This window comes from Streptomyces sp. ADI95-16, from assembly GCF_003721495.1.
In the GTDB taxonomy this organism is placed as follows: domain Bacteria; phylum Actinomycetota; class Actinomycetes; order Streptomycetales; family Streptomycetaceae; genus Streptomyces; species Streptomyces goshikiensis.
In genome coordinates this window covers 1,173,774-1,198,191 of sequence record NZ_CP033581.1, presented here as the reverse complement: position 1 = coordinate 1,198,191, position 24,418 = coordinate 1,173,774, and the positions used below count along the sequence as shown (strand labels likewise).

Genomic DNA, 24,418 nt, shown 5'->3' with positions numbered 1-24,418 from the left:
TAAGATCGACCGGTGGGGCCTCTGGCGTACCTGCTCAGGTTTCACCGAGAACCATTCTTGACTAACATCCTTCGAAAGTTCCCAGATGAAGCCGTTCTACGGCACTCCTGAATCAACTCGTCTGCCGTCACCTTCGAATAAAACCCCTGACTCAAGTAGAATCTTTCGATCTGCCGCGAATCGAATAGACGGGTTGCGTCGGCAAGGAAATCGACATCGATTTCACGGCCATCAGTCGACACGAACTGGCAATCGTTCCCGTGCACCGCATACTTGATCCTGACTTTGACACCTCGTGTGCACGTACACGCCTTACGATCGCTGCCAAACTCGAACCCAGGTCAGGGATGTTTTTCGGAGGACTTCTGACTGAACACGAGTCAGGGACTCATGTACTCCGCCACTTCGGTGAAAGCGTTACTCATCATCTGTAGCCCGGCTCCGGTGGCTGTTCGCTAGCTATCGGGCCCCAGTTCATCCCATGCGGTAATCAGGTCGTCGGTGCCGCCCGAGTGGCGGGCTATCAGTTCCTGTTCCGGCGGAACCTGATATGGGTCATCTCCGCATGCTTAGCCGCTGCGCCGCGGTGGCGACTGTGCCGTCAGCGTTGCCGTTAAACAGCCCAGAGGCCCCTCCGGAATTAAATCTGGCGGGGCCTCTGGCAAACTGGATTAACGGTCGGACTGCTGGCAGGGCTGAGCCTTCTTGGCTAGCCGCAGCGACCAGGCTGCGTCACACTGAAAATTCCGATTTTCTCCAACAATTCGGAGAGGAGCGTACTCTCGACTAGAGTGCCTTCGAAGCCAGACTGTTTGAGTTCATCCGACAATCTCTTTGCCTCTTGAATTGACGTACCGAAGGCTGCCCGGAAGGACTTCAGTAGTGCTCCCCCGTGCGCTGTGACGTCGACGAGCCTCAGGCAATGGGGTCCATGCTGCTCCAGGATCGCGTTCCGCACTCTTGACGGTGCCCAACCCTCACCCGAGTCGTGCGAGATTCCGCACGTGTTGCAATCCCACTCGACTTCCCAGCCGAGGGACCCGTTGTTGGTGGATTGAACCAGCCACTCCGTGCCGACCCCGCCGCACTCGCGGCACGGTCCGGGTAGCCGAGCTGCCTGTTCTGTCATTGCCAGCCCCTGATCGACATGTAACGGTCGACGACGCCGTAAAATCGATCCGATGTACCGGAGCCGTCGCGTGGATGATGGTTGGTGAGACCGCGTGCGAACCAGCGGTGATGTAGTTCTTCGTGGACCACTGTAGTGCGTAGGAGCGCCCGACTCGCAAACCGCTTGAACCCAATTTGCGTTCCTACGTTAGGCTTGGCCATGCCGGAGTTGACCCCGTAGCTGTAAACGGGGCGGTGGGTGAGATTGAGGTCCGGGAAATCTTCCATGATGATGGCATTAATGGCACGATTTCTGGATGCTGTCGTCTTTCCGGTGGCTTTGCTGAGCTCTTCGCTGCTCTTCCAAACGTTGCCGCTCCCCATTTCTTCGCAACTTGCGACGATTCTCTCGGCGGCTATGGCACCCTTACCAGATTTCGCGACCTTGCCTGCAACGCGAGCCAATGGTCCTCCCGGGACGGGGGAGAGCAGCTCACCGACTTCGTAGTCTTGGCTTTGGGTGTCGAGGCCTAGGGATTCCATTCCGCTGCGGTACAGGTCGCCTGAGTCGGGCGCACCTAGGGCGTCGAGGAGCGGTTTGGCGGGGTTGAGGTGGCTCGCGAGGGAGCTGAGGTCGGCGAGGCCTTGTCCCATACCGCCAAGGATGTCCCTGACGCTGCTAAGTACGGGTTTGGGCTTAGGGGGCTTCCAGCTCATGTTCTTGTTGATCTGGCTGGAGATGGTGCGCCGGTTCCAGCCCTCGGGTCCGCTCTTCAGGCCGACCCGGGACTCGTAATACATGTACTGGGCATCAAAGCTGCGATAGGTGATTTCCTTCGTGTTGGAGAAGGTAATGGTGCCCTTGTCGCCGCAGTTGTAGAGGGTTCCGCATTCCTCGCTGCGTTCGCCGGTGGGATCGCTTTCCGTAATGGGGGTGTTGTTGGCGTAGCTGTAGCCGTTGAGGGACTGCGGCTGGTCGAGGCTGAGAAGTGGATCGACGCTGATGAATTGGCCGAGTTTGGTGTCGTAGTCGCGCGCCCCGATGTGGGTGAGGCCGGTGGTCTTGTCGATGTCTCCGCCGACGAACCCCTTCTGGCTCGGCCAGGCGGCGGGTGGCGCGCCGCGTTCCCCGCCGTAGGGGAGTTGCTTGCGCCGGTTGAAGGAGAGGGTGCTTGCGGCGATGGACAGGGTGTTGGTGCCGTGGTGGTCGGCGACGAGGAACCGGACGCGGCCGTCGGTGCTGGTACGCATAGCGGTTCCACCGGGCACGGAGTAGTAGCGGGTGCCGCTTACGGTGCCGGTGGTCTTGTCGAGGACGAGCTCCTGGCCTCCTGGCAGGTACAGCGTCGTGGCGGTGGGCTCCCGCTTGAGGACGCGGGTGCCCGTGGTGTCGTAGAGGAAGGAAGTGGTGGCTCCGGCGGTGGTCGAGGAGGCGAGGTCGCCTTCGTCGTTCCACGTCATGGTTTGGCCGCTGCCGGTGGCCGGGGTCTTGCCGGTCATGTTGCCGACGGCGTCGTACCCGTAGGTGTCGGTGCCGGTGGCACCCCCGGTGGCGGTGACGCTGCGGAGCGCGTGGCCTTGCGCCGCGCCCACGGTAGTGGGGTAGGTGTGCGTGCGGGTGATGTCGGCGGCGACAGGGCCGGCCTTGTGCTGGGTTTCGGTGGCGCGCTGGCCGGTGTCGGTGAAGGTCCAGCTGGTCCAGTACGGGTCCACGGTCCCGAGGTTCGGGGAGCCGGAGCCATTCACGGGCTTGGTAGTGCAGTTGTCGCCCGAGGTCCAGGCTTCGGAGAGACGGGCGGCCCAGTCATAGGCGAAGCACTGGTCGTCCTTGACGGTGAAGTCGTTCTGCTCGTCGAGGACACGGGTGATGTTGCCCGCGAGGTCGTAGGTGTACTTGGCGGAAGAGAGGTTGCCTGGTCCGCTGGCTTCCCGGTCGACGTCTGCTCTTACGACGCGGCGGGTGACCGGGTCACGGAAGAGGGACTGGATGACCATCGAGCCGAGGTTTCCGAGCTGGGCCTGCGCGAGTTCTCCGAACTCGCTGTAGGTGGCGCCTCGGAGGTAGGCCTGGTCGAGGTTGCTGCTGACAATGCCGAGCTGGTCCTGCGAGCCGTAGCCGTTGGTGACGGTTTCGGCGGGGAGGGCCGTGGTGGCGTTGGGGTTGGTGGTGCCGTATGTCACCGTGGCGGCGAGACCGCTGACGGGTGTGGAGGTACCGGTGAGGGTGTAGGTACCGGCGAGCTTCTCCTCGCCGGGGACGGAGGGAATCGTGACCTGTGTTCCGGCCGGCGCTCCTGAGCTGTCGTAGCCCGTCACAGCCGAGGTGTAGGCGGCGGTGCCGTCATAACGGGTGGTGGTGGCGGGTAGGCCGAGGCCCGCGGTGACAGTGTCGTAGGTCCATTCGGAGAGCTTGGCGCCGGTTACGGAGCCCTTCCTCAGGGTTTCTGGACGCCCCAGGATGTCGTAGGTGCTGGCGAGGGTGACACCGCGGGCGTCGGTGACGGTCTCGGTGCGACCATCGGGGCCGAACGTAGTGGTGGACTTGCCCTTGTCGGGGTCGACCGCCTCGGTTTGACGGCCGCGCAGGTCGTACCTGTAGGTCCAGCTGTTGCGACCGGAGTTGTCGGTGACCTTGGCCAGCTGTCCGGCACGGTCGTACGAGTAGGTGCTCTTTTCGTACTGGGTGGCGGCGGCGCCGATGAGCGGGTTGCGGTCCTTGTAGGTCCGGCGCTCGGTCACCCGGCCGATCGCGTCGGTGACGACAAGGGAGGCGGGAGCGCCGGTTGGGGGGACGACCGCTGTCCAGTCAGGCCCGTATGTGGTCGTCGAGCGCCATTTCTCCGTGTTCAGCGACAGCTGGATGGCGGAGATGGCACGGCCGCGCTCGTCGTACTCGGTGGTGGTGGCGGAAGGGATCGCGTTGTCGGGGACGACGAATAGGTTTCCCGAGACCGCTGAGGCGTTGTAGTACGGCGCGTTGGCCCGGTACGGGCGTCCGTGGTCATCGTAGAAGACGTCGGTGATGACCCTGCCCACAACGCCGGTCGCGTCGGACTGGGTCTGCCGCTGGCGCATCAGCGAGTCGTAGAAGGTCGTCGACGTGCTCCAGGTGCCGTCTTCGTTCAGGCCCTTGGAGACGATCGTGGAGGGAGCCGTGTTGGAGATGTTGTAGGTGACGGTGCCGTTCGGCTGGGCGGTGGTGGGCCTGCCGGTGCCCCAGGACTTGGTGAGCCGTCCGAGTGCATCGTACTCAGACGCGCTGCTGCGTCCGTTGGGGTCCTTCACGCTCAGGGGGAGGCTGCGGAGCCCGTCGAGTGTGGTGGTGAGGGTGTAGCCCTTGGGGTTGGTGACGGTTGTGCTGGTCGGTTGACCCCCGGTGGCGGGACCGTAGGAGGTGGTGGTGGTCTGCTGGTCCTGACCGGTGACCGTCAGGGGGCGACCGTACTGGTCGTGGGTGCTCTGTCCGCTGGTCTCCCAAACGAGCTGGTTGCTCGTGTCCAGCCGGCTGGCTTGCTCGACCTTCGTCTCGTTGGCCTGGCCTGCCTTGGGCGCGACGCCGACGGCCTGGCCGTCGTAGGAGGTGCGGCTGGCGGTCGTGACCTCGGCGTTGTTGATCGTTGTCGAGCACGGCGCGGAAGTAGTGGTGGTGACCTGCGCCTGGTAGGCGATCAGCCAGTTTGCCGTGTCCGGTGCCGTATAGGTGCTGACGCCGCACTTGGGGGTGGCGCCCCCGCCTCCGTCGTCGCCCTGGGTCAGGAGCAGGCCGTACGTGCTGTCGTAGACGCGGGTCAGGGTGACACTGCGCCAGCTGCCGTCTCCCATGAGCGTGCTGCCCACGGATTTCGCCATGCCGGGGAAGCGGGCGGTCTTGGGTTCGAGCGTGGGTGCAGCATCATTGGGCTTGTCGGGATCGGTGACGCCCTTCACCGATCGGGTGGCGTTGATGGCGGAGACCCACGGAACATTGACGCTCTTGCCGACGACGGCACCGGACTCGCCGGCGTAGCCGCGGTTCTCGGCGACTTGGCCCGCGAAGTCGTCGCGGTCGGTGACACCATTGATGTCCGCGACCGTGCGGGTGGTGCCATTGGCGAGCTTGTCGCCTGCCATGCCGGTGTAGTAGTCGGTCTCGCTCTTGATCCGGTTGGTGGTGCCGACCAGGGTGCGGACGGTGCGGTAGCCGCGGAAGTCGTTCCAGGTGCGGTGCTTGTCGACCGTGAATTCGTTCTGGTCCCGACGCCAGTTCGGCGTGCTCGGGTACTCGTAGGTGGTGGTTTTGGAGGGGGAGCCGGTACCTGCCGTGGTGTCAGTGTCCTCGACCTTGGTGACGAGGTATTTGTGGAAGTAGTCCTTGACCTCTTCCGTCCCGCCGTCACGCGTCCACCAGGACGGATAGCACCGCTTGGTGTTGGTGTCGTCGGCCGCCGGCAAGTTGGTCGGGGAACACTCGGCGGGACTATAGGTGACGAAGGTGTTGGCGCCGGTCTCGTTGGTGATCTGGGTGATGCGCCGCTTGTTGATCGGCGGCCGACCATCGGCCTTGTCGACTCGGTTCGGCATGGGCGTGCCGGTGAAGACGGTCTTCGGCATGGCGATGTCGGTGAGTGTGCCGGCCTTGCCGGTGTGCTGGATGGAGTCCAGCCACAGGGCCGGAGTGCCGGTGTCACCGGTGGACGGGTAGGACTGGGAGAGGGTCCAGGTGTCGACGGGCTGATGCGCGTCGCCCACCAGCGCGACGGTGTCGATGGACGTCAGCCGCTTGCTCGACCAGAAGGTGGGCGAACCCTGCAGGCACCGGACGCCTTCGTTGCAGTCCAGATGGACCGGGACGTCGGGCCAATCGCTGGCGTGCGCCTCGTCGAGGGTGCAGGTGCCGGCGGTGCACCGGTTGGAGACGTTGAAGTTGACCTGGGCAGGTGCCAGAGCGGGGGTGTAGACCTCGCCTGCCCGCAGCCCGTACGAGATCTTCTTCAGGACGCTGTCGCGGAAGTAGGCGACGGGTGCGTCGATCTTGCCGTTCTTGGCGTAGTAGGCGGTGTACCGGCCGTAGTACAGGGCCATGGCGTTGCCGTGGGGGTCGACGACGTAGTCGAGGTTCCACCGCCAGCCCTGCATCTCGCTGGAGGACGCGAAGTCCGCCGCGTGCCCCTGCTCGCCGGTGTGATTGCCGAAGACGGGCACCGTGTTGACGGACTTGGTTTCCTCTTTACCCGTGGTCCATCCCGGCAGTCGGTTCTTGCCGAACCAGTACTGCGTTCCGTCGGTGGTCGTCACCCGCCAGTACTCGGAGTCGGCGTCGCCGGAGTTGTTGCCGGGGGAGTCGTAGACCCGCTCGACCCGAGAGCCGTCGTCAGTCGACGGCTTCCACACCTTCTTGCCCGAATCCCAGACAAGCTCGCTGCTGGAGCCGTTCAGCGACATCGTCGCGTTCTCCGACTTCCAGCACAGGTCGCCCACCTTCTCGGTGTTGTTGCCGCCCTGTTTGTCGTACTCGCACGGCGCGTACGTCCGCTCGATGAACCCGGGGCTGTACTGCCAGCCCTCACCGATCCAGGACGCCTGGTTGTTGGTCGTCCCGGTGCGGCCGTCCACAGCCGAGGAGCTGTACGACAAGTTGATGCTCGGGGAGAGGCCACCCGCGACCGGGGGAGTGGCGATCGGGAGGTTCCAGCCGAAGCCGCCGGCGTTGCCGCCAGCTGACCAGGAGCCACTGGCTGCGAGGGACGTGGCCTTGAAGGAGCCATCGGATCCCGCAGCACCGGGCGCCGCTGCCAGGACGCTCATGCCTCCCGCCGGCGTCGCGAGCCACGATCCGCCAGCCGAGGACACCATCGCCTTGTTGGCCGAACCCTTGGCAGCCGGCAGATCCACGGCCGCGCTCAGTGTTCCCGTAGCCGGATTGTTGCGTGTGGGCAGGGGAGTGCCCTTGAGGCACTCGGGCTTCGCAGGTGTTGTCAGTGCGCAGTCGGGCAGCGCGATGAGTTGCAGGGAGGAGGCCCAGTTCGCGCCGTAGGCGCCCTTGATCTTGGAGTAGTCGACCTCGACCTGGGCGGTACCGGCGGAAGTCGACCCGTCGGTCCGCTGCACGGAGAGCAGCAGACCGTCGATGCCGGCCTGCTGGGTCTTCTCCCGGTCGGCCACGGTGACCTTCACCCGGCCGGGAGCGGCCAGGTCCTTCGCCGGGGCGAGGGATTTGGCCTTCGCGGACGGCGAGGGCTGCGCAGTCGGAGTGACGCGTACGGGCAACGAGCCCGCCTGGGACTGGGTGAACAGGTTTGTCTTCGCCAACGGCGAAGGGGTGGGCAAGGTGACCTCGGCGGTACCCGGCGTGGGCCACGCCACGGGCGTGGGCTTCCACTGCCCGGCCGGCGCGGGAGCCTTCTTCTTGCCAGGCTTGAGGTCCTGCCCCTTGACGGACTTGGTCTTCTGGACCTCGCGGAGCTTGAACTTCTGGGGACCGGCCCAAGCCGGTCCCGTCAGCATGGAAACAGTCAGCGCGGTTGATATCGCGCCGACGATTCCCGCCCTGAAGCATCGCTTCCGCTGAAAACGATCACCTCTGAACAAATCGGGCATCAGGCCCGGTCTGTTGGACACAGCAAACCCCCCACGAGAATAAGAGACAGATAAAACCGAAGCCAACACGCCCTGGGGCGTAGGGCGCAAGACCCTTCTTCGACACACTTGACCAGCTAAAACGCCCAGGGATGGTCGAATGCGGATCATGAGGACGGTGTGGCCACGCCAGAGACTGACCACAAGTCAGGAGCCTCTATGCCAATGCGAATGGCATCGCTTACCCTGCCGCTACCGATCGGTATAAAGTTCTCAGAGAGACCCCGAAACTCCCATGAATCAGCGAAGAGCCGGCGCAGGCATGACCCGCCCGCTGGCCACCGTTCTCGCCCTCGCATTTCCCCTCACCGCGATCCCCGCTCTCGCAGCGCCCATCGAGGCCTCGGCCGCAACCGCGGCGAGCAAGACCAACCCGTCGGCGGCGTCCGAGGCGGAAGCCTTCGGTCTCGCACGGACGTCGGGTAAGCGGATCGAGATCATCGACCGACGCACCGAATACTCCGAGACCTACGCAAACCCCGACGGCAGCCTCGCCCAGCGCCAATTCACCCTCCCCGCGTGGACCCGTCAGGACGCGACCTGGCGCAGGACAGACCCCACGGTGACCAGGCACGCCGACGGCAGCCTCGGGCCGACCGCCGCGTTCGGCATCACCTTCTCCGCCGGTGGGGACGGTCCCCTGGTCGCGATGGACAAGAACGGCAAAAAGCTTGCGCTGACCTGGCCGGGGAAGCTTCCGGAACCGGTGGTGGGAGGGAACACCGCGCTCTACAAGTCTGTCCTTCCCGGTGTCGACCTCAAGCTGATCGCAGAAGTCAACGGCTTCGCCGAACACCTCATCGTCAACACCCCCGAGGCCGCCGCCAACCCGGCACTGAAGTCCATCAAACTCGGCGTCAGCGCCACCGGTGTCACTCTCGACGACGACGCCACGGACAGGCTGCTCGCCAAGGATGCGACGGGTCAGGTCGTCTTCAGCGCACCCAGCCCCAAGATGTGGGTGCAGCCGGCCACCGAGACGGCAGAGCCCACCACCGCCAAGTCCGCCATGAACACCATGAGCCTTTCGGTCGCCGACGTCGATGAGGCTGCTGCTCCGCCGCACGCCCCTGTCGCGGCCGACGTCACGGGCAGCACCCTCACTCTGACGCCGGACGCAGCCATGCTGAAGTCCGCCACCCAGTTCCCGCTCGTCATCGACCCCGTCTTCACCGGTGGTAATCGCGAGAAGTGGGCCGTGGTCTACTCCGACACACCCAACGCGGATTACCCCAACGGTTCAGGCTGGAAGTCCGACAATCCTGCCGACGAGCCTCGGGTCGGCTACAACGGCACCGGCAACACCCAGTCGTTCTTCTCCATGAACATCAGCGGGCTGCAAGGCGCCACTGTCGGCAAGGTCACCTTCGCGGTCGAGCAGACCCATTCCTACGGCTGTGACGCTGCCGCGGCCGGCCCCACCGAACTGTGGACCTCCCGGGACATATCCACCACGCCGACCTGGAACACCCGCAACAACTACCTGGTCACGAAGCTCGCCCAGGGCAACTTCGCCCACGGCAACCCCACCTTCTGCCCCGGAGTCGAGGGATACGACTTCACCTCGGACGCGCTGACCTCCTACGTCCAGGACGGCGCGAACCATGGCATGAACCAGATTGGGTTCGCTCTGCGCGTCCCCGACTCCTACCTCGGCAAGAAGCAGAGCTTCAAGCGTCTGCGCAACAACCCGGTTCTGGAGTTCAACTACAACTTCAAGCCCGAGATCACTGGCGGCGGAGCCTTCGAGGGCACCTGGTCTCCTGGCGGCGACGGAAACAAGACCGTCCCCTGCGGCAGCACCATCGGGAACAGCGGCCTCGCCCTGACCGCGGTCCTGCAGGACAGGGACGGCGGCACCGTCACCCCCGAATTCGTCGTCACCACCGCGAGCGGCACCGCCGTGCCCGTCTCGAACACCACCACGGTCGCGAGCGGAGGCACCGCCTCCGCGACGGTCCTCGCCAAGAACCTCACCAACGGCACCTACCGGTGGAAGGTCCGCGCCAAGGACGGTGAAGGCCCCGACAGTCCCTTCACCGACGAATGCTCGTTCATCGTCGACAAGATTGGCCCCAGCAACCCCGCCACCGTCACCCGCGAAGACGGAAGTGCTCTGACGACACACCAGGCGCGCACCACGCTCCGCCTCAAGGTCAAGAACGACGCGGGCGACCTCGCAGGGTTCTGCTGGGCCATGGACCACCCGGTCTCCATCGACGGCAGCCGCTGCTACGAAGACAACTGGGTACCCGTCGCCGCGGGGACTGGGGAGGCAGTTCTCGAAGTCGTCCCCACCGGATTCCCTCAAAGCACCCTGCATGTCCTGGCCTACGACAAGGCCGGCAATCATTCACCCGTCGACGGCAACATCGACACCACCGTAGTGAAGACCGTCAAGGCCTCCTTCGTTCAGCAAGCAGGAACGAACCCCCTCACCAACCGGTCCACGCGTGACTTGCCCGGTGACCTCACCGGCGACGGCTACACCGACATGCTTGCCACCGACACCGACGCGAAACTCCGTCTCTACCCCGGCGATGGCACCGGCAATGTCCAGTCGATGAACGTCGTCGGCAACAGCGGCTGGACCGGTGCCCTCCTCGCGCACGGCGGCGACTTCACAGGCTTGGCCGGCCCCGATGCAGCCCCCGACGGCTACGAGGACATCGTCGCCCGTCTGAACAACAACAAGCTCTACCTCTACCCCGGCAACGGGCAAGGCGCAGCCTGGTACTGGACGCGCAGGGAACTCGCCGCACCATCCGACCTCGGTGACACCAACAAGGACCCGCGCAATGGCTGGGCACGCGTTCGGCAGATCGTCATGCCCGGAGACATGGACCAGCGCACGGACACGGGCTTCGCCAACGGCAACGACATGCTCACGCTGGAGTGCTTTGACGAGGGATGCGGAAACTCCCGGCTCCGCCTCTACTCCGGACGTACCATCGTCGGGGGCGGGGCTTACCAGGAGATTCCCTTCCAGATCCAGGACAACGCCAACATCATTGGTGCCACGGGTTGGAACGACTACACCATCCTGGCCGCGGGAGACCAGAACGGTGATGGGATCAAGGACCTCCTGGCGCGCAACAAGGTCGACGGCAACCTGTACCTCTACCCGGGCCAGTTCATCGGCGGTGTGTACACCCTCGGAGACCGGGCCGTCTACGGGCCCGGCGGCTGGCAGTCCAGCAGCCGTCCGCTGATCACCAGCTCTGGGAACGCCCAGGGTGTCGTTGCCAGCAAGACGGTCAACGACGACGGCACTCTCGTTCCCTACCGTGAGTTCCAGCCCAAGGCGGGGGACGAGCGTGGCGACCTCTGGGCCACCACCCCGGCGGATGCCAGCTACACCGTCAGCTACGACGACGGCACCGGTGCCACCGCCACCACCACCTGCCCCACAGGCTGTCTGCTCTTCTATCCTGGCGGCGCCACCACTCATCGCAAACCGCTGAAGGTCGGCAACAGCGGCTGGAGTTACTACATCACCAGTCTCTCCTGAGGCCTTACCACTGGGACGGCCCGTGCTCCCCGCTTGACAGCGGGGAGCACGGGCCGTCCCATCGGTCTCCACTCGCGGATTTCACCACTCAGAACGACAGGCCGTCGACGGCGGCCTCTTACCTGAAAGTCAGGACCTGTTGAAGAGGACTCTGCGCAGAGCGGCATCCATAGCCACGGCGACGGCGGCCGTGGCGGCCGGCCTCGCGGCGGTGGCCACCCCTGCGCTGGCCGTTGACTCCAACCCCGTGTTCGCCGCGCCCTGGGAAGAGGTGTTGCCGCCCGGTGTTCTCTGGCAGAACGGGACCGGGCTCGTCTCTGGTGTCGCGCGCGGCAAGATGATCTACGCGTTCTCCACGAAGCCCCTGGACGGGCCGGTGGCCGCGGCCGATGGGCTGCCCGTCTCCTTCGCCAAGCGGTCCAACATGTGTGAGGAGGTCGAGGGGGCGACGTCGGTCTATGCCTGTTCGGTGTGGGACGACGAGAAGCCGAACTTTCTCATCGGCCAGGACACCGCCGACTTGACGACGGTTTACGAGGGCTACGCCTACCTCCCCCGGGGCGGTGACCTGCAGGCCGCCGTCGCGGCGGCGCAGAGCGCCGGCACCCGCCCCAACAGCCCGACCGGCGGCGCGACCAAGCTGACGGTGAAGACCCTGGAGCGGGCCGCCCGCAACACCGTCACCTTCCACGCCCCCGATGTCCCGGCTGGTGCGTCCGTGCGCCACCGCGTCGAGGTGCACGCGCTGGACGCGGGCTGGCGGAACTTCGTGTACTTGCCGGGCGAGGGATCACCCGACCGGGCGTTCACCCCGCTGGCGCGACTGAGCGACGTGGCCACCAGCGAAGGCATGTCCTGCACGTTCGAGCCGACCATCGGCTTCTACCAGACGAACGGCAGCTGCACGTACCCTGCGGGCGAGCACTGGATCGAGTACACCCTCACGGTGCCCGCGGGCAGCGGCACGACGCCGCTGGTGGTCGACACCACCAGCAACATCTACACCAGTGGCCCCAGCCAGCGGGCCAAGACCTCCTTCAGCACAGGCAGCGGAGCGCCGCGTCGGCTCCACTACCTCCTCGCCCGTGACAATGGCGGTCAGCTGTTCCGGTACTGGGGGGACGGCGAGGACTCGCTGGCCGGTGACCGGGCCCTGATCGGCGGCGGCTGGAACACGTACGACCAGCTCACCAAGCTGACTTCGGTCACCGAGCACCTCAGCTACCGGGCCGACACGCCCGCCGATGTGGTGGCCGGGACCGGAGAGGTCGTGGGCCGTGATGCCTCGGGCGTGCTGTGGCACTACCGGCGGCAGTTCGGCGCCCAGAGCGGTTTCGCGGACCGCACCCGGGTCGGCGGCGGCTGGAACGTCTACGACCAGCTGATCGGCGCCGGTGACATCTACCGGGACGGGAAGCCGGACCTGCTGGCGCGTGACAAGGCCGGTGTGCTGTGGCTGTACAAGGGCACCGGTAACCCGGGCAGCCCGTTCCAGGACCGTGTCCGCGTCGCGGGCGGCTGGAACGTGTACGACCAGCTGATCGGCTCCGCGGACGTTACGGGCGATGGCCGGCCCGACCTGCTGGCCCGTGACAAGGCCGGTGTGCTGTGGCTGTACAAGGGCAACGACAACCCGACGGTTCCGTTCGACGACCGCACCCGGATCGCCGGTGGCTGGAACGTCTACGACCAGTTCAGTCTCGTCGGTGACATCACGGGTGACAACCGCGCCGACCTCGTCGCCCGCGACGCGGCGGGCGTGCTGTGGCTCTACAAGGGCAACGGCAAGCAGCCCGTCCCCTTCGACGACCGCACCCGCGTCGGCTCCGGCTGGAACACCTACGGGCAACTTCTCTGAACAGCACACGGAAACAAGAGGAAAGCGCATGAGCATGTGGAGAAGACGCGGGGCCGCGGCAGCGGCACTGACCGCCGCCGTGTTCCTGGCGGGGTGTGGAACCGAGACCGACGGCGCGGAGCCGGACACCGCGAGTTCCGGTGTCTCGCGCAAGCAGCAGGCGAACCGGGACAAGATCAGGGCACAGACGAACCAAGCGGCGCAGGATGTGCAGAGTGCGATGGTCGACGCCGGCATGCATGCTGTGGCGGTCACTCCTCCCCTGGGAGTCGCGACCGTAGAGGCGGCCCATCCCCGGGACACCGCGCTGAGCGCGCTCACCGCCGGATTCGACAACCTTGCCAAGAAGGGCTGGGAGCGGCAGAAGACCGGCAAGGAGACCACCATCACCGCGAAGAAGGGCGGCTGCACCGCCCTGGCGGACGGCACCTTCAGCCGGCATCGTTCCGAGACGAAGCCGGGCGATGCCGATGTCATCATCGCCGTGCTGTGCGAACTCCACTGACCTGACCGAACGCCCGTGAGGGTGCTCCGCGGGAGCGGCGGCCGGCCCGTGTGCGCGGGCCCACCTTTCAGGCCCGCGCACACGGGGCCGGCCGCCGCAGGGCCGGCATCGAGGGCTCCGGCCCTGGTGGCGCTGCGGCTTCAGGCGGGCGGGGGGTGCCAGGGGATTTCGGCCCATACTTGTTTGCCGCCGCTCAGGGGGACCGAGCCCCAGGCCGTCGTCGTCGCCTCGACGATCAGCAGGCCGCGGCCGCCCGTCGATTCCCAGCTCACCCAGGGCGGTTTGACGGGGCTGCGCGGCGAGACGTCGTTCACGGCGATCCGCAGCCGGTCCGCCGACAGGGTCAGATCCATCCCCACCTCGCCCTGGGTGTGCGCGATGGCGTTGGTGACCAGCTCGGACACGACCAGCAGGGCCGCGTCGAGCTCCTCCACCACTCCCCAGGACCGCAAGGTGCGCGCGGTGAACCGGCGCGCGTGCAGGACCGCGTTGGGCAGCCGCCACACCGTCCAGTGGCTCCGCCGCGGCCGGTCCCCGGTGCCGTCGTACCGCAGCAACAGCACCGCCACGTCGTCGTCGCGGCGGCCCACGCCCACGACCAGCTCGTCGGCGACCCTTCCGGTATCGGCCGGGTTGGCGGCGGCGAGCACCTCGCACACCCGCCGCATGCCCTCCTCCAAGGGCAGCCTGGAGGACTCGACCAGACCGTCCGTCAGCAGGACGAGCAGGGTGCCGGGGAGCAGCCCCACCTCGGTCATGGGGAACTCGGCCTCCGCGAGCACACCCAGCGGAGGCCCGCCCTCGACCGCCAACTCCTCGGCCACACCGTCGGGATGGCGCAGCAGCGGCGGCAGATGACCGGCCCGTACGAACCTGGCGATCCCCTCCTCCATGTCCAGGTCCACATACGCGCAGGTGGCGAACAGATCGGTCTCCATGCCGGCGAGCAGCCGGTTGGCCCGCGCGACCACCACGTCCGGCGGGTGGCCCTCCACCGCGTAGGCCCTGACCGCCGTGAGGATCTGGCCCATGATGGTGGCGGCTCCCGCGCTGTGCCCCTGTACGTCCCCGATGACGAAGGCCACGTGACCGGCGCTGAGCGGGATGACGTCGTACCAGTCGCCGCCGACTTCGAGTCCGGCGGTCGCGGGCAAGTAGCGGGCTACGGCGACCCCGCCCGCCAGCTCCGGGAGCTTGCGGGGGAGCAGACTGCGCTGGAGCATCGCGGCCAGTTCATGGCCCGCGTCCAGCGCGTGGGCGCGCACCAGCGCCTGCCCCACCAGTCCCGCGGTCGCGGTCAGCAGCGACCGCTCCTCCGGTCCGAACCGGTGCTCCTCGTCCCAGCCCACCAGACACACCCCGACCATCCGGCCGTCGGCGGGCAGCGGGAGCACCGCGAGACCACCGGGCCCGACGCCCAGCAGACCGGGTTCGAGGGCCGCGCCCGGCGGCCACAGGCTCATGTGGCCCCCGCGGACCGCGCTCCGCAGGGTGGGCAGGTCGTTGAGCGGCACGTCGGGCCACTCGGACCGCCATTCCGAGCGCCAGACCTCGGGCCAGGCATCGGGTTCCGGAGGGTCGAGGGCGGTGACGATGAGCCGCTCGGGCTCCAGTTCGCCGACCGCTACCCGGCAGGCGCCGAGCGGTTCGCGCAGGGCGGCGACCACCAGCCGGCTGACCTCCCGGATGGTCGCCGCTCCCGCCAGCGTGGCCGACAGCCGCTGTACGAGGGAGACCTCGTCGGCGCTGGGGCGCAGATAGGTGGCGTCGGCCACCACACCCAGGACGCGCCGCGGCGTGCCACCGGCGTCCACCTCCACCCGGCACCGCAGCCCCAGCCAGCGCAGCTCCCCGTTCGGGCGGCGGATGCGGAACGCCAGCTGCTGCCCGGTGGCGCCCGCCAGCCGGTCCGGCTCCACGATCGCCATCAGCGCGGCCATGTCGTCGGGGACGGCGCAGGCGAGCACGGTCTCCACCTGCCCGTCGAACCCCTCGGGAGGCAGACCGAGCAGGTCCAGCACGTGCGCGTGGGCCTCGATGCGGCCGGTGCCCAGTTCCAGGATGAACGCGCCGCCCTGGTCGGGCACCAGGGACTGGCTCAGATGTGCCTGCGGGGCCTTGCGCCCGGCGAAGCGGGCGGCGACGGACGCGAGTCCCGCCGCCACCTGGTCCGCGTAGAGCTCCAGCAGGCTGCGGTCGTCGGAGCTGAAGCCGTCACCGGCCTCCCCGGCGACGATCAGGCACCCGAGCTCCTGTTCGCCGTGGCCCAGTGGCAGCGCCCCCAGCGAGATCGTGGCCGGCGTGTCGGGGTCACCGTCCCGGACCCGGGTGGGGAAGTGATGGGGGTCCTCCTCGATGAAGGTGGCGAGTTCCTTGGGGTTCAGCCACAGCGGGCGGCCGGAGCGGAAGGCGTTGGCGGCGGGCGAATGGCTGTCGACGGAGAGGATCGCGGGCAGTCCGTAGAGGACGCCCCGGTTTCCGGTCAGCTCGGCGAGATGCAGCTCCCTGCCCTGGTCGGCGACCACGTAGACAGCGGCGAGCTCAGCCCCACAGAACGCGAAGCGATGACTGGGCACTGTCCCTACCACCTCCGTCCGAAGGCCGGCGACCGTCCTCTCCCCATGCTTCGCGCCCGGGACCGTCCGGGCGAGTCGGACCAGGGCCGCCCGGCGCCGCGGACACTACGCCGGGCCCCCGGCCGACCGGTGCCCCTCGTCCTCGCGCCGGTCGACGAGGACGACCGCCACGTCGTCCGACAGGCGGCTCTGGGTGTGGCGGAGCAACGCCTGGCGCAGACCCTCCAGGAACGCCTCCCGGGTGTGGTCACGCAGGGTCGCCATGGCCCCGGTCAGGTCGAAGAAGGTGTCGTCCGGGTCGCGGGCCTCGATGACACCGTCGGTGCACAGCAGCAGCCGGTCCCCCGGAGCGAACGGATAGCGGTCCGTACGCCCGGGAGGACCGCTGATGAACTCTTCGAGCCCGAGCGGCGGCATGGGGGCGGTGGGCATCAGGGCCCTGACCGTGCCGTCGCGCAGCAGCAGCGGCGGCGGATGGCCCCGGTTGATGACCTCGATGTGCGGGCCGTCCGGGATCTGGGCCACGAGCGCGGTCACGAAGCCCTCCAGGACGGCGTCGTCACCGCCGACCATGCCCGTGACCACGGCGTCCCGCCGCAAGGCCGCTCCGCAGTGGCGGATGACCTCCACCAGGTCCTCCTCGTAGTGCACGGCCTCGCGGAACGCCCCCAGCACGACCGCGGCGGCTCGGACGGCGGGCAGTCCCTTGCCCCGGACGTCCCCGACGATCATCCGGACCCCGTACCGGGTCTGGACCACGTCGTACAGGTCGCCGCCGATCTGTGCGCCGGTCTCGGCCGCCAGGTACATGCTGGCCGCCCGTACGGAGCCCAGCCGGTCCGGCACCGGCCGCAGCAGGACGTCCTGGGCGGCGGTGGCGATCCGGCGGACCTGGTTGAGCTCGTTCTCGGTACGCGTGCGCGCGGCGCGGCTCGTCATGAAGCTCGCCACGGCGACCAGGAACAGGGCGAGGAAGTTCGTGTAGACCTGCTGGCTGCCCCAGGCGTCGTTGTGGCTGGCGGTGGCCACGCTGACGGCCACGGCCACCCCCGCCGCCGCGAGCGTGCCCTTGGGGCCCATCGTCACGGCCGCCAGAGCGGGTGTCGCCACCAGCAGCGGGCCGGTGTACAGGACGTGCGCGGGCGAGAACTCGACGAGGAGCACCAGCAGGGCGATCGCGAACGGCACGCACTCCGCGAAGACGAAGAGGACCTGGTGGTGGCCGTCGGCTCGCGGTCCAAGGGACGAGCGCAAGGGCGCTCTCATGACTCCAGCCTGCCCCGGCCGCACCGGTGGCCGCCACTCCGGCTCGTCCGGGGCGCGGCCGGTGCCGGGCGCTCCGTGAGGACGAGGGCGCGAGCCGCTTTCGGCATTCAGGTGATCCGCAAATCCGGCAGGTGTGATTCGGAGAACGCAGGGCACACGTCTGAACGGAGGTTGATAATCATGGTCCCCCTGCTTCTCGTTCTTCTGCTGATCCTGCTTCTCTTCGGCGCCGGTTTCGCGGTGAAGATCCTCTGGTGGATCGCCATCATCGTGCTGGTGCTGTGGTTGATCGGTTTCGTCGCCCGTCCCAAGGGCGGTAGCGGACGCTGGTACCGCTGGTAGCGAACCGGCACGGCGTACGGAAAAAAGGCTTACCGGAGGAGTTGTTCTCGCGTGACTGAGTATATGTGGAGTTACAAGTCGACCTCGGGCCACCTGGCCGGTACCGACCTGAGGGGGTACAAGGTCGAGGCGATCGACGGCGGCGTCGGCAAGGTGGACAAGCACTCCGACGAGGTGGGCGACGCCTACGTGGTCGTGGACACCGGGATCTGGATCTTCGGCAAGGAGGTCCTGCTGCCGGCGAGCACCGTCATCCGGATCGAACCGGAGGAGAAGCAGATCTACGTCGACCGCACCAGGGAACAGATCAAGAACGCCCCTGAATTCCAGCGCGAAAAGCATCTCGAAGACGCGGTCTACCGCGAGGAACTCGGCGCCTATTACACCCCCGGCGCTCCCTTCGGCGGCCGCCCCGCCTGATTTCCGCGTAAGCCGAAAGGGCCCGGACTCGATCGTCGAGTCCGGGACCTTTCGACTACCTCGGGCGATTACGACAGGCTCAGCTCGAATCCGCTGCGCGGAAGCGTCGGCATTCGGGACAGCGGGATGGTCAGGTCCTGGTCGGGAACGGCGAAATCGAGCCCCGCCAATTCGGTGGCCAGGACCGCGAGCGCCGTCACGGTGATGTCCTCGCCGGGGCAACGGTGGCCTCCGGCCGGATCCCCGCCGCCCTGGGCGATCAGATGGTCCAGGGACTCGGCCCCGGTGGTGAAGCGGTGCGGGTCGAACCGGTAGGGGTGGTCCCACAGGGCCGGGTCGTGGTTCTGCCCGTAGAGGTCGAGCAGCACCAGCGTCCCCTGCGTGATGTCCTCGCCCCGCCAGTTCAGGTCCTGCGCCGCGAGGCCGCCGACGAACGGGGCGAAGGGGTAGAAGCGGCGCACCTCGTGGGCGAACGCCTCGGCGTAGCCCTTCTCGGATTCGGAGCGCAGCAGGTCGCGCTGGTGGGGCCAGCGGTGCATGGCGTGGGCGGCGAAGGTGGCGAACCAGGCGATCGCCACGGTGGGACGGATGATGTTGAGGAGTTCCACGGCGGCGGTGCGCGGGTCGAGCGGGTTTCCGTCCTGCCCGCGGTGCCAGGCCAGCGTTTCCAGCGCGGAGCTCTTGAGCTCCGGCTCCGGCCTCTCGCGGACGCCCCGGACCGTACGGGCGAGGGCCTCTTCCTGGCGGGCCCGGGCGCGGCGGGCGCGCAGGTGGCGGGGGCCGGGAGTCGCGAAGCCGTCGACCATCGCCGTGCAGTCGTGCGCGAGCTCCGCGGCCGCCGGGCCGGTGAGGGGGACTCCCACCCAGTCGCAGACGGCGAGGGCGAGGACCCGGGCGCTCTCGTCGAAGAGGACCACCCGGTCCCGACCCCAGCCGGCCACCGCTTCGCGCCACCGCCACCCGACGTGCCCGGCGAGTACGGCCGGGGCGTCCGGGGCCCTGAGGAGGGCGTTGAACATCGCCTTGCGGGCCCGGTGGGCGTCGCCGTCGAGGGTGTGCACGGCGCCCTGCCCGAAGAGCGTGTCGAGGACGGGATCCGGCAGCGCCGAGGTCCGTACGACGTGCTGCTCGTCGTAGAAGAAGCCGACCGCTTCCGGGCCGCGCAGCGCGACCGTCTGGCGGCCCAGGAGGCGGGTCCGGACGGTGCCGCCCGTCTCCGCGCGCATCCGGTTGGGCAGCCACGCGTAACCGTGGCTCATGAGACCGAGCGTGCTGTCGCTCCACGAGGCCACTGGATTCTTGAAGGGGGACATACGGGGCGGCTACCCGGTGCGACCCCTCGCACACCCCCGCGCGATCAATGCCCGACGCACTGCGTGATCCCCGGATTTCTGGGGAGGTGCCCAGAGAGGCGCGACGAGGGAAGGACACGTGCTCATGAGTGACTCTGACGCACGGGGCGACGACGTCTACCAGCCCCAGCCGGAGGACGAGCGGTCCGAAGGTCAGCCGGACATGGACGACAGCCTCGGGGAACCCGATACCGACGCCATGCTCGACCAGGGCTACTCCCCGCCCGAGCGCCCCTACGCGAGCGACCGCCACGCCACTACCGGCGAGGAGCAGCGGCTGGGGGAGAGCCTCGACGAGCGCCTGGCCCGGGAGCTCCCCGACCAGGGCCCCCCGGCGGGGGACGGGATCGGCGACCTGGCCGACGGGGAGGGCGAGCCCGTGGACCCGCAGGCGGGCGGGGCCCGCGCCGGCCGGCTGGCCCCGGCCACCGCCTTCCCGCGCGGGAACAACGTGCTCGCGCGTGACGTGGGCATCGACGCGGGCGCCGCTTCCGCGGAGGAAGCGGCCGTACACGTCATCGAGGACGAGGAGCCGCCGTAGACCCCGGCGGCCGGATCAGCCGCCGTCAGCCCGCGCCGGGTGCCGTCCGTGGTGCGAGCGCGGTGAACAGGGCGCCTTCCGCGTCGCCGAGGGTGACCCACCGGCCGGTGGCGGAGGTTTCGACGGGGGACGCGACCCGTCCGCCCGCTTCGAGGGCCGCCCGGACGGCCTCCTCCAGGTCGGGCACCCGGAAGTGGACGTGCCACCGGGGGCGGATCTGCGGGTCGGGGTCCTCGCCCACCGCTCCGCCGCTGATCCGGGCGACGGTGTCCGTGCCGTGGCGCAGTACGACGTGGTCCTGCTCGTAGGCCGCCGTCACACAGCCGCCGGGCGGCTCGCCGGCCCAGTCCAGCACCTCCCCGTAGAAGATGGCGGCCGCGAAGGCGTCGCGCGTACGCAGTTCCAGCCAGGCGGGAGCGGGACCGCGGCCCACCCTCCAGCCCGGGAGGACCCGGCCCTGCCACAGCCCGAACACCGCGCCCGCGGGGTCGGCGGCCATGGCGGCGCGGCCCCCGCCGAAGCTGAGCGGGCCCACCGCCACGGTGGCCCCGCGCTCTCGGATGCGCGCGGCGGCCACATCGGCGTCGGGGACGGCGAAGTACGGGGTCCACGCGGCGCGCAGCGACAGCTTCTCGGCGTACGCCCCGATGCCGGCGACGGGAGCGCCGTCACGGTAGGCGAGCGAGAAGCCCTCCCCGAGGCCGGGCCGCCGGAACGACCAGCCCAGCACGGCGCCGTAGAACCGCTGCGCGGACGCGAGGTCGCGGGTCAGCAGGCTCACCCAGCACGGCGCGCCGGAACCCTCGTGGCGTGATGTGGACACCGGGCCACCGTAACCGGGCAGGGCGGCGAAGGCCGCGAGGCGCCCGGCACCGATCATGGAAAGGGACCGTAAGGGGCCGCCCGGCCGCCCGGCTGCTTGGCTACCTGGCCACCCGGCTACATGGGGTCCATGGTTCCGCTGCCCCTGCCGTTGACCTGCTCGCTCTTCTCGCGGATGCGCAGGGCCTTGTCCGTCAGCCGCCGCCGCTCCGCCGGATCCATGGCGTGCTGCGCCGCCTGCTCCAGCTCTTCGGCCTTGTCCCGCATCTGCCGGGCCCGCTCGCTCGGCTGGCTCGCGTTGCTCATGATCAGTCCTCGGGTCGTGGGGAGCGCCGTCCCCCCAGCCAAACAGCACCGGGCGCCGCCCGCCACCGAGGCGGACGCCCTTCAGCGGGCCTGACCGGCGGGGTTCGCCCGCCGCCGCAGCTCCTCGTGGAGCAGCCGGCCGACGAGCGCGCCGCCGAACACGACGACGCCGATGGCGACGAGCCAGGACTGGAGGACGAGGACGGTTCCGAAGGGGCCGTAGGTGACGGCGCTGGACGCGATCAGCGGCGAGAAGACGAGGCGGGAGAAGATCCGCAGGCCGAGCAGGCCGAGCATGGTGGCCGCCGCGCCGGGGAAGAGGGCGGTCCAGCCCACCCGGCCGGCGAGCAGCAGCCGCTGGGACCACCAGAAGAACAGGGTGCCGATCACGACCGTCACGACGCCGCGGACGGTGGGGTCGCGCCACGGCGGGGAGATGCCCGCCAGGTAGAGGACCCCGATCAGAACGGCGAGCCACAGCGCGTGCCGCCACCGGGCCCACCAGCGGGCCGGGGGCAGGTCCCAGACCTGCTCGTAGCCGCTCTGCAGCATGGTCCCGAAGGACAGGCCGAACACGGTGAGCAGCGCCAGGCCGAAGGCCGTCGTGGTCCGCCACGCCTGACCGGGCAGGGCGAAGAGCCGCTCGATCTCCAGCCTGGCGGGCGCCGACACGCCGAGCCCGTCCCCGAGCCACTGCGCGAACCCCCGCCCGTCGGCGGCGTCCGCCGCGGAGACGACGATCAGCAGGGGGACCAGGGTCAGGAACCCGAGCGCGGCGAACCCGAGCGCGCGCTGCCACAGATCCAGGTCCCGTACGTGACCCCAGCGGCGCCCGGCCCGCGCACGGCGGAGCGCGCTGCGCATCCGGCCGACGGGCGAAAGCCGCCCGGTCGTCGCCGGAGGGCCGCGATCCGGGGAAGGCGGGTTGACGGGCATGGCCGCTCCAGCTGCTGCCTTCCCCACGGTAGGCCGTCCGGGGCGGCGGCTCCACCGGGTGCCCCATCCGAAGGACAGGGCCGTGGCCTCACGCGGGGCGGATGCCGGGTCCCTCCGCGGCGGAAACGAGGAGGAAGGCGTGGCCGGCGGGGTCGGTGAGCCGGCGCACGTCCGTACGGTCGTCCAGCCGGGTGCCGTCCTGTCCGGCCCCCACGGGCCGGGCCCCGAGGGCGACCGCCTCGCGCTCGGCCTGGTCGAGGCGGTCCGGCGCCACGAGGACGTGCAGGTGGGCCTGCTGTGAGTCCTCCGGGCGGGGCCAGCTCGGTGGCGCCTGCCCGGGGTCACGGCGTATCCCGACCAGGACGCCGGTGGCGCTGGTGACGAGGAAGAGGTCGGGGTCGGCGGAGGACTGGCCCGCGGCGGCGTCCAGGAACTCCGCGTAGAACCGGGCCAGGGCCTCGGGCTCCGCGCAGTCCAGGACGAGGAAGCTTGTCTTGGGAACCGTCATGTCGCCGCGTGTACCCCGCGGTTGGGGTTGCACACGGAGCCCGCCCGGCGCGCGCGGGCCCTCAGGCGGCGTGGCGCCGGTGCCGGCCCCGGGGCCGTTCCCGCTCGGGCGCGCCGGACGCCGACGCGTCCTCGTCCGGCGTGGGAGCGGGTACGGCGTGCAGGTGTCTGCCGGTCTGACGAGCCGGGTCCGGAGCGCTTTCCACCGGCCCGAGCACGCGCTCCTCGTACCGGCCGAGTCCGAGGGCGGCGCACATCAGCAGGGGCGGTACGAGCAGTGCCAGGAACAACACGGTGCTACCTGTGCCCGGCGAGGCTGACGTAGAGGACGAGGACCGCGAAGGCCATGACCAGGAGGTGCAGCCACGCGGGTCCGGCGTTCGCGGCCCATGCCAGCGTTGCTGTCGCATTCGATGTCATACCGACGCGCATGCCCGCCTTCGGCGAGCTGACGCACTTCCCCGCGATCGGCGCGTGACGAGGGGCCTGCCCGGCCGGCGCCGGGGACGACGGGGCCGGCCGCCGCGGCCACGGGCTCAGTGGGGGTAGGGGCACGCACCGGGGCCCGGATCCGGGGCGGGGGGATAGAAGTTGGGGCGCTGGTCCGCGTCGTCGTAGGAGCGGTGGAACACGGGGGTGATGCCGCCGGAGAGCGGCGGGACGATCCAGGTCCAGTCCGCGGGCACGGTGCGGCCCTCGCGCTCCTCCCTGGCCAGGTGCGCGAGGAAGCGGCGGGACTCGGTGTGGTGGTCGCTCATCCTGGCGCCCGCGGCGCGGAAGGAGTGCAGGACGGCGACGTTGAGCTCGACCAGCGCGCGGTCGCGCCAGAGCGTGCCCTCCCTGCTGGTGTCCAGACCGAGGCAGGCGGCGACGGCGGGCAGCAGGTTGTAGCGGCCTTCGTCGACGAGGTTGCGGGCGCCGATCTCGGTGCCCATGTACCAGCCGTTGAAGGGGGCGAGGGGATAGTCGATGCCGCCGACCCGCAGGCGCATGTTGGAGATGGCCGGTACGGCGTGCCAGCGCAGGTCCAGTTCGGCGATCCGCGGGCAGTCAGGGTGGGTGATCGCGACCTCCATCACCAGGTCGTGCGGCAGCTCGAAGAGCTGCGGTTTCTCGTCCGCGGTGTCGACGACCAGGGGCAGGATGTCGAAGGGTCCGTCGGGCCCCTGCCAGCCGAGGCCCCGGACCCGTTCGGTGAAGTCCACGTAGCCCGCGTCGCCCTCCACCGTGCCGTCGCCCCGGCGCTGGCCGGCGTAGCGGATGAGCTGGTCGTTCCAGATCCGTGGGCCGGGCCGGCCGGGTGCGTCGGGGGCGAAGACGGAGATCACGGGGCGGATGCGGCCGCGGTTGGTGGCCTGGCGCAGGTGATCGCACAGGTACCGGTGGATCTCCCCGGGGGTCTTCGCCTCGCGGCGGTCGAGGACGCGCAGGCTGTTCCAGTACAGGCGGCCGATGCAGCGGCGGGAGTTGCGCCACGCGACGCGGGCGCCGAAGGCGAGTTCGCCGGGGGTGTGCCGGTAGGTACCCGCGGCGTCGATGGCGGCGCGGACCTGGCGCAGGCGCCGGGCGAGGGGGACGGGCTGCTCGGGGTGCTCCGTGTGGAACTGGCGGAGGAACTCCTCCGCCTCGTCGCGTTCGGCGACCGTACCGGTCCCGGGTCGCCGGGCGGTGGCGGAGTGGGCACGTGTCGGGGTCGGGGCGGGCCGGGGTGTGGAGTTCACGGTTTCCTCGCGGAGGCGTGGCGCCGAAGT

General features: G+C 69.0%; 17 protein-coding genes. 6 read left to right on the top strand and 11 right to left on the bottom strand.

Annotation, left to right across the window (positions count from 1 at the left end):
- Window positions 1-1,125: 1,125 nt before the first annotated feature.
- Window positions 1,126-7,686, bottom strand: a complete 6,561-nt coding sequence (locus EES41_RS43780; RefSeq protein ID WP_164495746.1) for an RHS repeat-associated core domain-containing protein — start codon at window positions 7,684-7,686, stop codon at window positions 1,126-1,128.
- 301 nt (window positions 7,687-7,987) lie between these two features.
- Between EES41_RS43780 and EES41_RS04830 the strand changes: the two genes are divergently transcribed.
- The 3 genes from EES41_RS04830 (at window position 7,988) to EES41_RS04820 (ending at window position 13,599) form a co-directional block, all read left to right on the top strand.
- Window positions 7,988-11,236, top strand: a complete 3,249-nt coding sequence (locus EES41_RS04830; protein WP_123075955.1) for a hypothetical protein — start codon at window positions 7,988-7,990, stop codon at window positions 11,234-11,236.
- Window positions 11,237-11,375: 139 nt separating this feature from the next.
- The gene (locus EES41_RS04825; protein ID WP_164495745.1) at window positions 11,376-13,094 is read left to right on the top strand and encodes a VCBS repeat-containing protein; all 1,719 of its coding nucleotides are present in this window, start codon (window positions 11,376-11,378) and stop codon (window positions 13,092-13,094) included.
- Window positions 13,095-13,122: 28 nt separating this feature from the next.
- On the top strand, window positions 13,123-13,599 hold the full coding sequence (locus tag EES41_RS04820; protein ID WP_123075951.1) for a hypothetical protein: 477 nt from the start codon (window positions 13,123-13,125) through the stop codon (window positions 13,597-13,599).
- Between the two features lie 140 nt (window positions 13,600-13,739).
- Here EES41_RS04820 and EES41_RS04815 read toward each other — a convergent pair whose 3' ends face one another.
- Together EES41_RS04815 and EES41_RS04810 are read right to left on the bottom strand one after the other, a co-directional pair.
- The gene (locus EES41_RS04815) at window positions 13,740-16,175 is read right to left on the bottom strand and encodes a SpoIIE family protein phosphatase (protein ID WP_123075949.1); all 2,436 of its coding nucleotides are present in this window, start codon (window positions 16,173-16,175) and stop codon (window positions 13,740-13,742) included.
- 105 nt (window positions 16,176-16,280) lie between these two features.
- The gene (locus tag EES41_RS04810) at window positions 16,281-17,441 is read right to left on the bottom strand and encodes a PP2C family protein-serine/threonine phosphatase (protein ID WP_123075947.1); all 1,161 of its coding nucleotides are present in this window, start codon (window positions 17,439-17,441) and stop codon (window positions 16,281-16,283) included.
- A 180-nt stretch (window positions 17,442-17,621) separates the two neighbouring features.
- Between EES41_RS04810 and EES41_RS04805 the strand changes: the two genes are divergently transcribed.
- Together EES41_RS04805 and EES41_RS04800 are read left to right on the top strand one after the other, a co-directional pair.
- On the top strand, window positions 17,622-17,783 hold the full coding sequence (locus EES41_RS04805; protein ID WP_037795052.1) for a hypothetical protein: 162 nt from the start codon (window positions 17,622-17,624) through the stop codon (window positions 17,781-17,783).
- A gap of 51 nt (window positions 17,784-17,834) precedes the next feature.
- Window positions 17,835-18,203: a PRC-barrel domain-containing protein gene (locus EES41_RS04800; protein WP_123075945.1), complete on the top strand. Its 369-nt coding sequence runs from the start codon at window positions 17,835-17,837 to the stop codon at window positions 18,201-18,203.
- 68 nt (window positions 18,204-18,271) lie between these two features.
- Here the strand turns inward: EES41_RS04800 and EES41_RS04795 are convergent, their stop codons facing one another.
- On the bottom strand, window positions 18,272-19,462 hold the full coding sequence (locus EES41_RS04795; protein ID WP_250569106.1) for a cytochrome P450: 1,191 nt from the start codon (window positions 19,460-19,462) through the stop codon (window positions 18,272-18,274).
- 178 nt (window positions 19,463-19,640) lie between these two features.
- Between EES41_RS04795 and EES41_RS04790 the strand changes: the two genes are divergently transcribed.
- Entirely contained in the window at window positions 19,641-20,096 is a 456-nt protein-coding gene (locus EES41_RS04790; RefSeq protein ID WP_123075941.1) for a DUF5709 domain-containing protein, read from the top strand.
- A gap of 25 nt (window positions 20,097-20,121) precedes the next feature.
- Here the strand turns inward: EES41_RS04790 and EES41_RS04785 are convergent, their stop codons facing one another.
- The 7 genes from EES41_RS04785 to EES41_RS04760 form a co-directional block, all read right to left on the bottom strand.
- Entirely contained in the window at window positions 20,122-20,868 is a 747-nt protein-coding gene (locus tag EES41_RS04785; RefSeq protein ID WP_123082261.1) for a VOC family protein, read from the bottom strand.
- A gap of 167 nt (window positions 20,869-21,035) precedes the next feature.
- A complete protein-coding gene (locus EES41_RS04780; protein WP_123075939.1) occupies window positions 21,036-21,224 on the bottom strand; it encodes a DUF6381 family protein in 189 nt (62 codons plus the stop codon).
- 81 nt (window positions 21,225-21,305) lie between these two features.
- Entirely contained in the window at window positions 21,306-22,088 is a 783-nt protein-coding gene (locus EES41_RS04775) for a YhjD/YihY/BrkB family envelope integrity protein (protein ID WP_123082260.1), read from the bottom strand.
- Window positions 22,089-22,248: 160 nt separating this feature from the next.
- Complete coding sequence (locus tag EES41_RS04770) at window positions 22,249-22,668, bottom strand: VOC family protein (RefSeq protein ID WP_123075937.1); 420 nt, start codon at window positions 22,666-22,668, stop codon at window positions 22,249-22,251.
- A gap of 61 nt (window positions 22,669-22,729) precedes the next feature.
- Complete coding sequence (locus EES41_RS04765) at window positions 22,730-22,960, bottom strand: hypothetical protein (protein ID WP_123075935.1); 231 nt, start codon at window positions 22,958-22,960, stop codon at window positions 22,730-22,732.
- A gap of 4 nt (window positions 22,961-22,964) precedes the next feature.
- Entirely contained in the window at window positions 22,965-23,087 is a 123-nt protein-coding gene (locus EES41_RS43775) for a hypothetical protein (protein WP_302186147.1), read from the bottom strand.
- A gap of 116 nt (window positions 23,088-23,203) precedes the next feature.
- Window positions 23,204-24,388, bottom strand: a complete 1,185-nt coding sequence (locus EES41_RS04760; protein ID WP_123075933.1) for a nitric oxide synthase oxygenase — start codon at window positions 24,386-24,388, stop codon at window positions 23,204-23,206.
- Window positions 24,389-24,418: the final 30 nt, after the last annotated feature.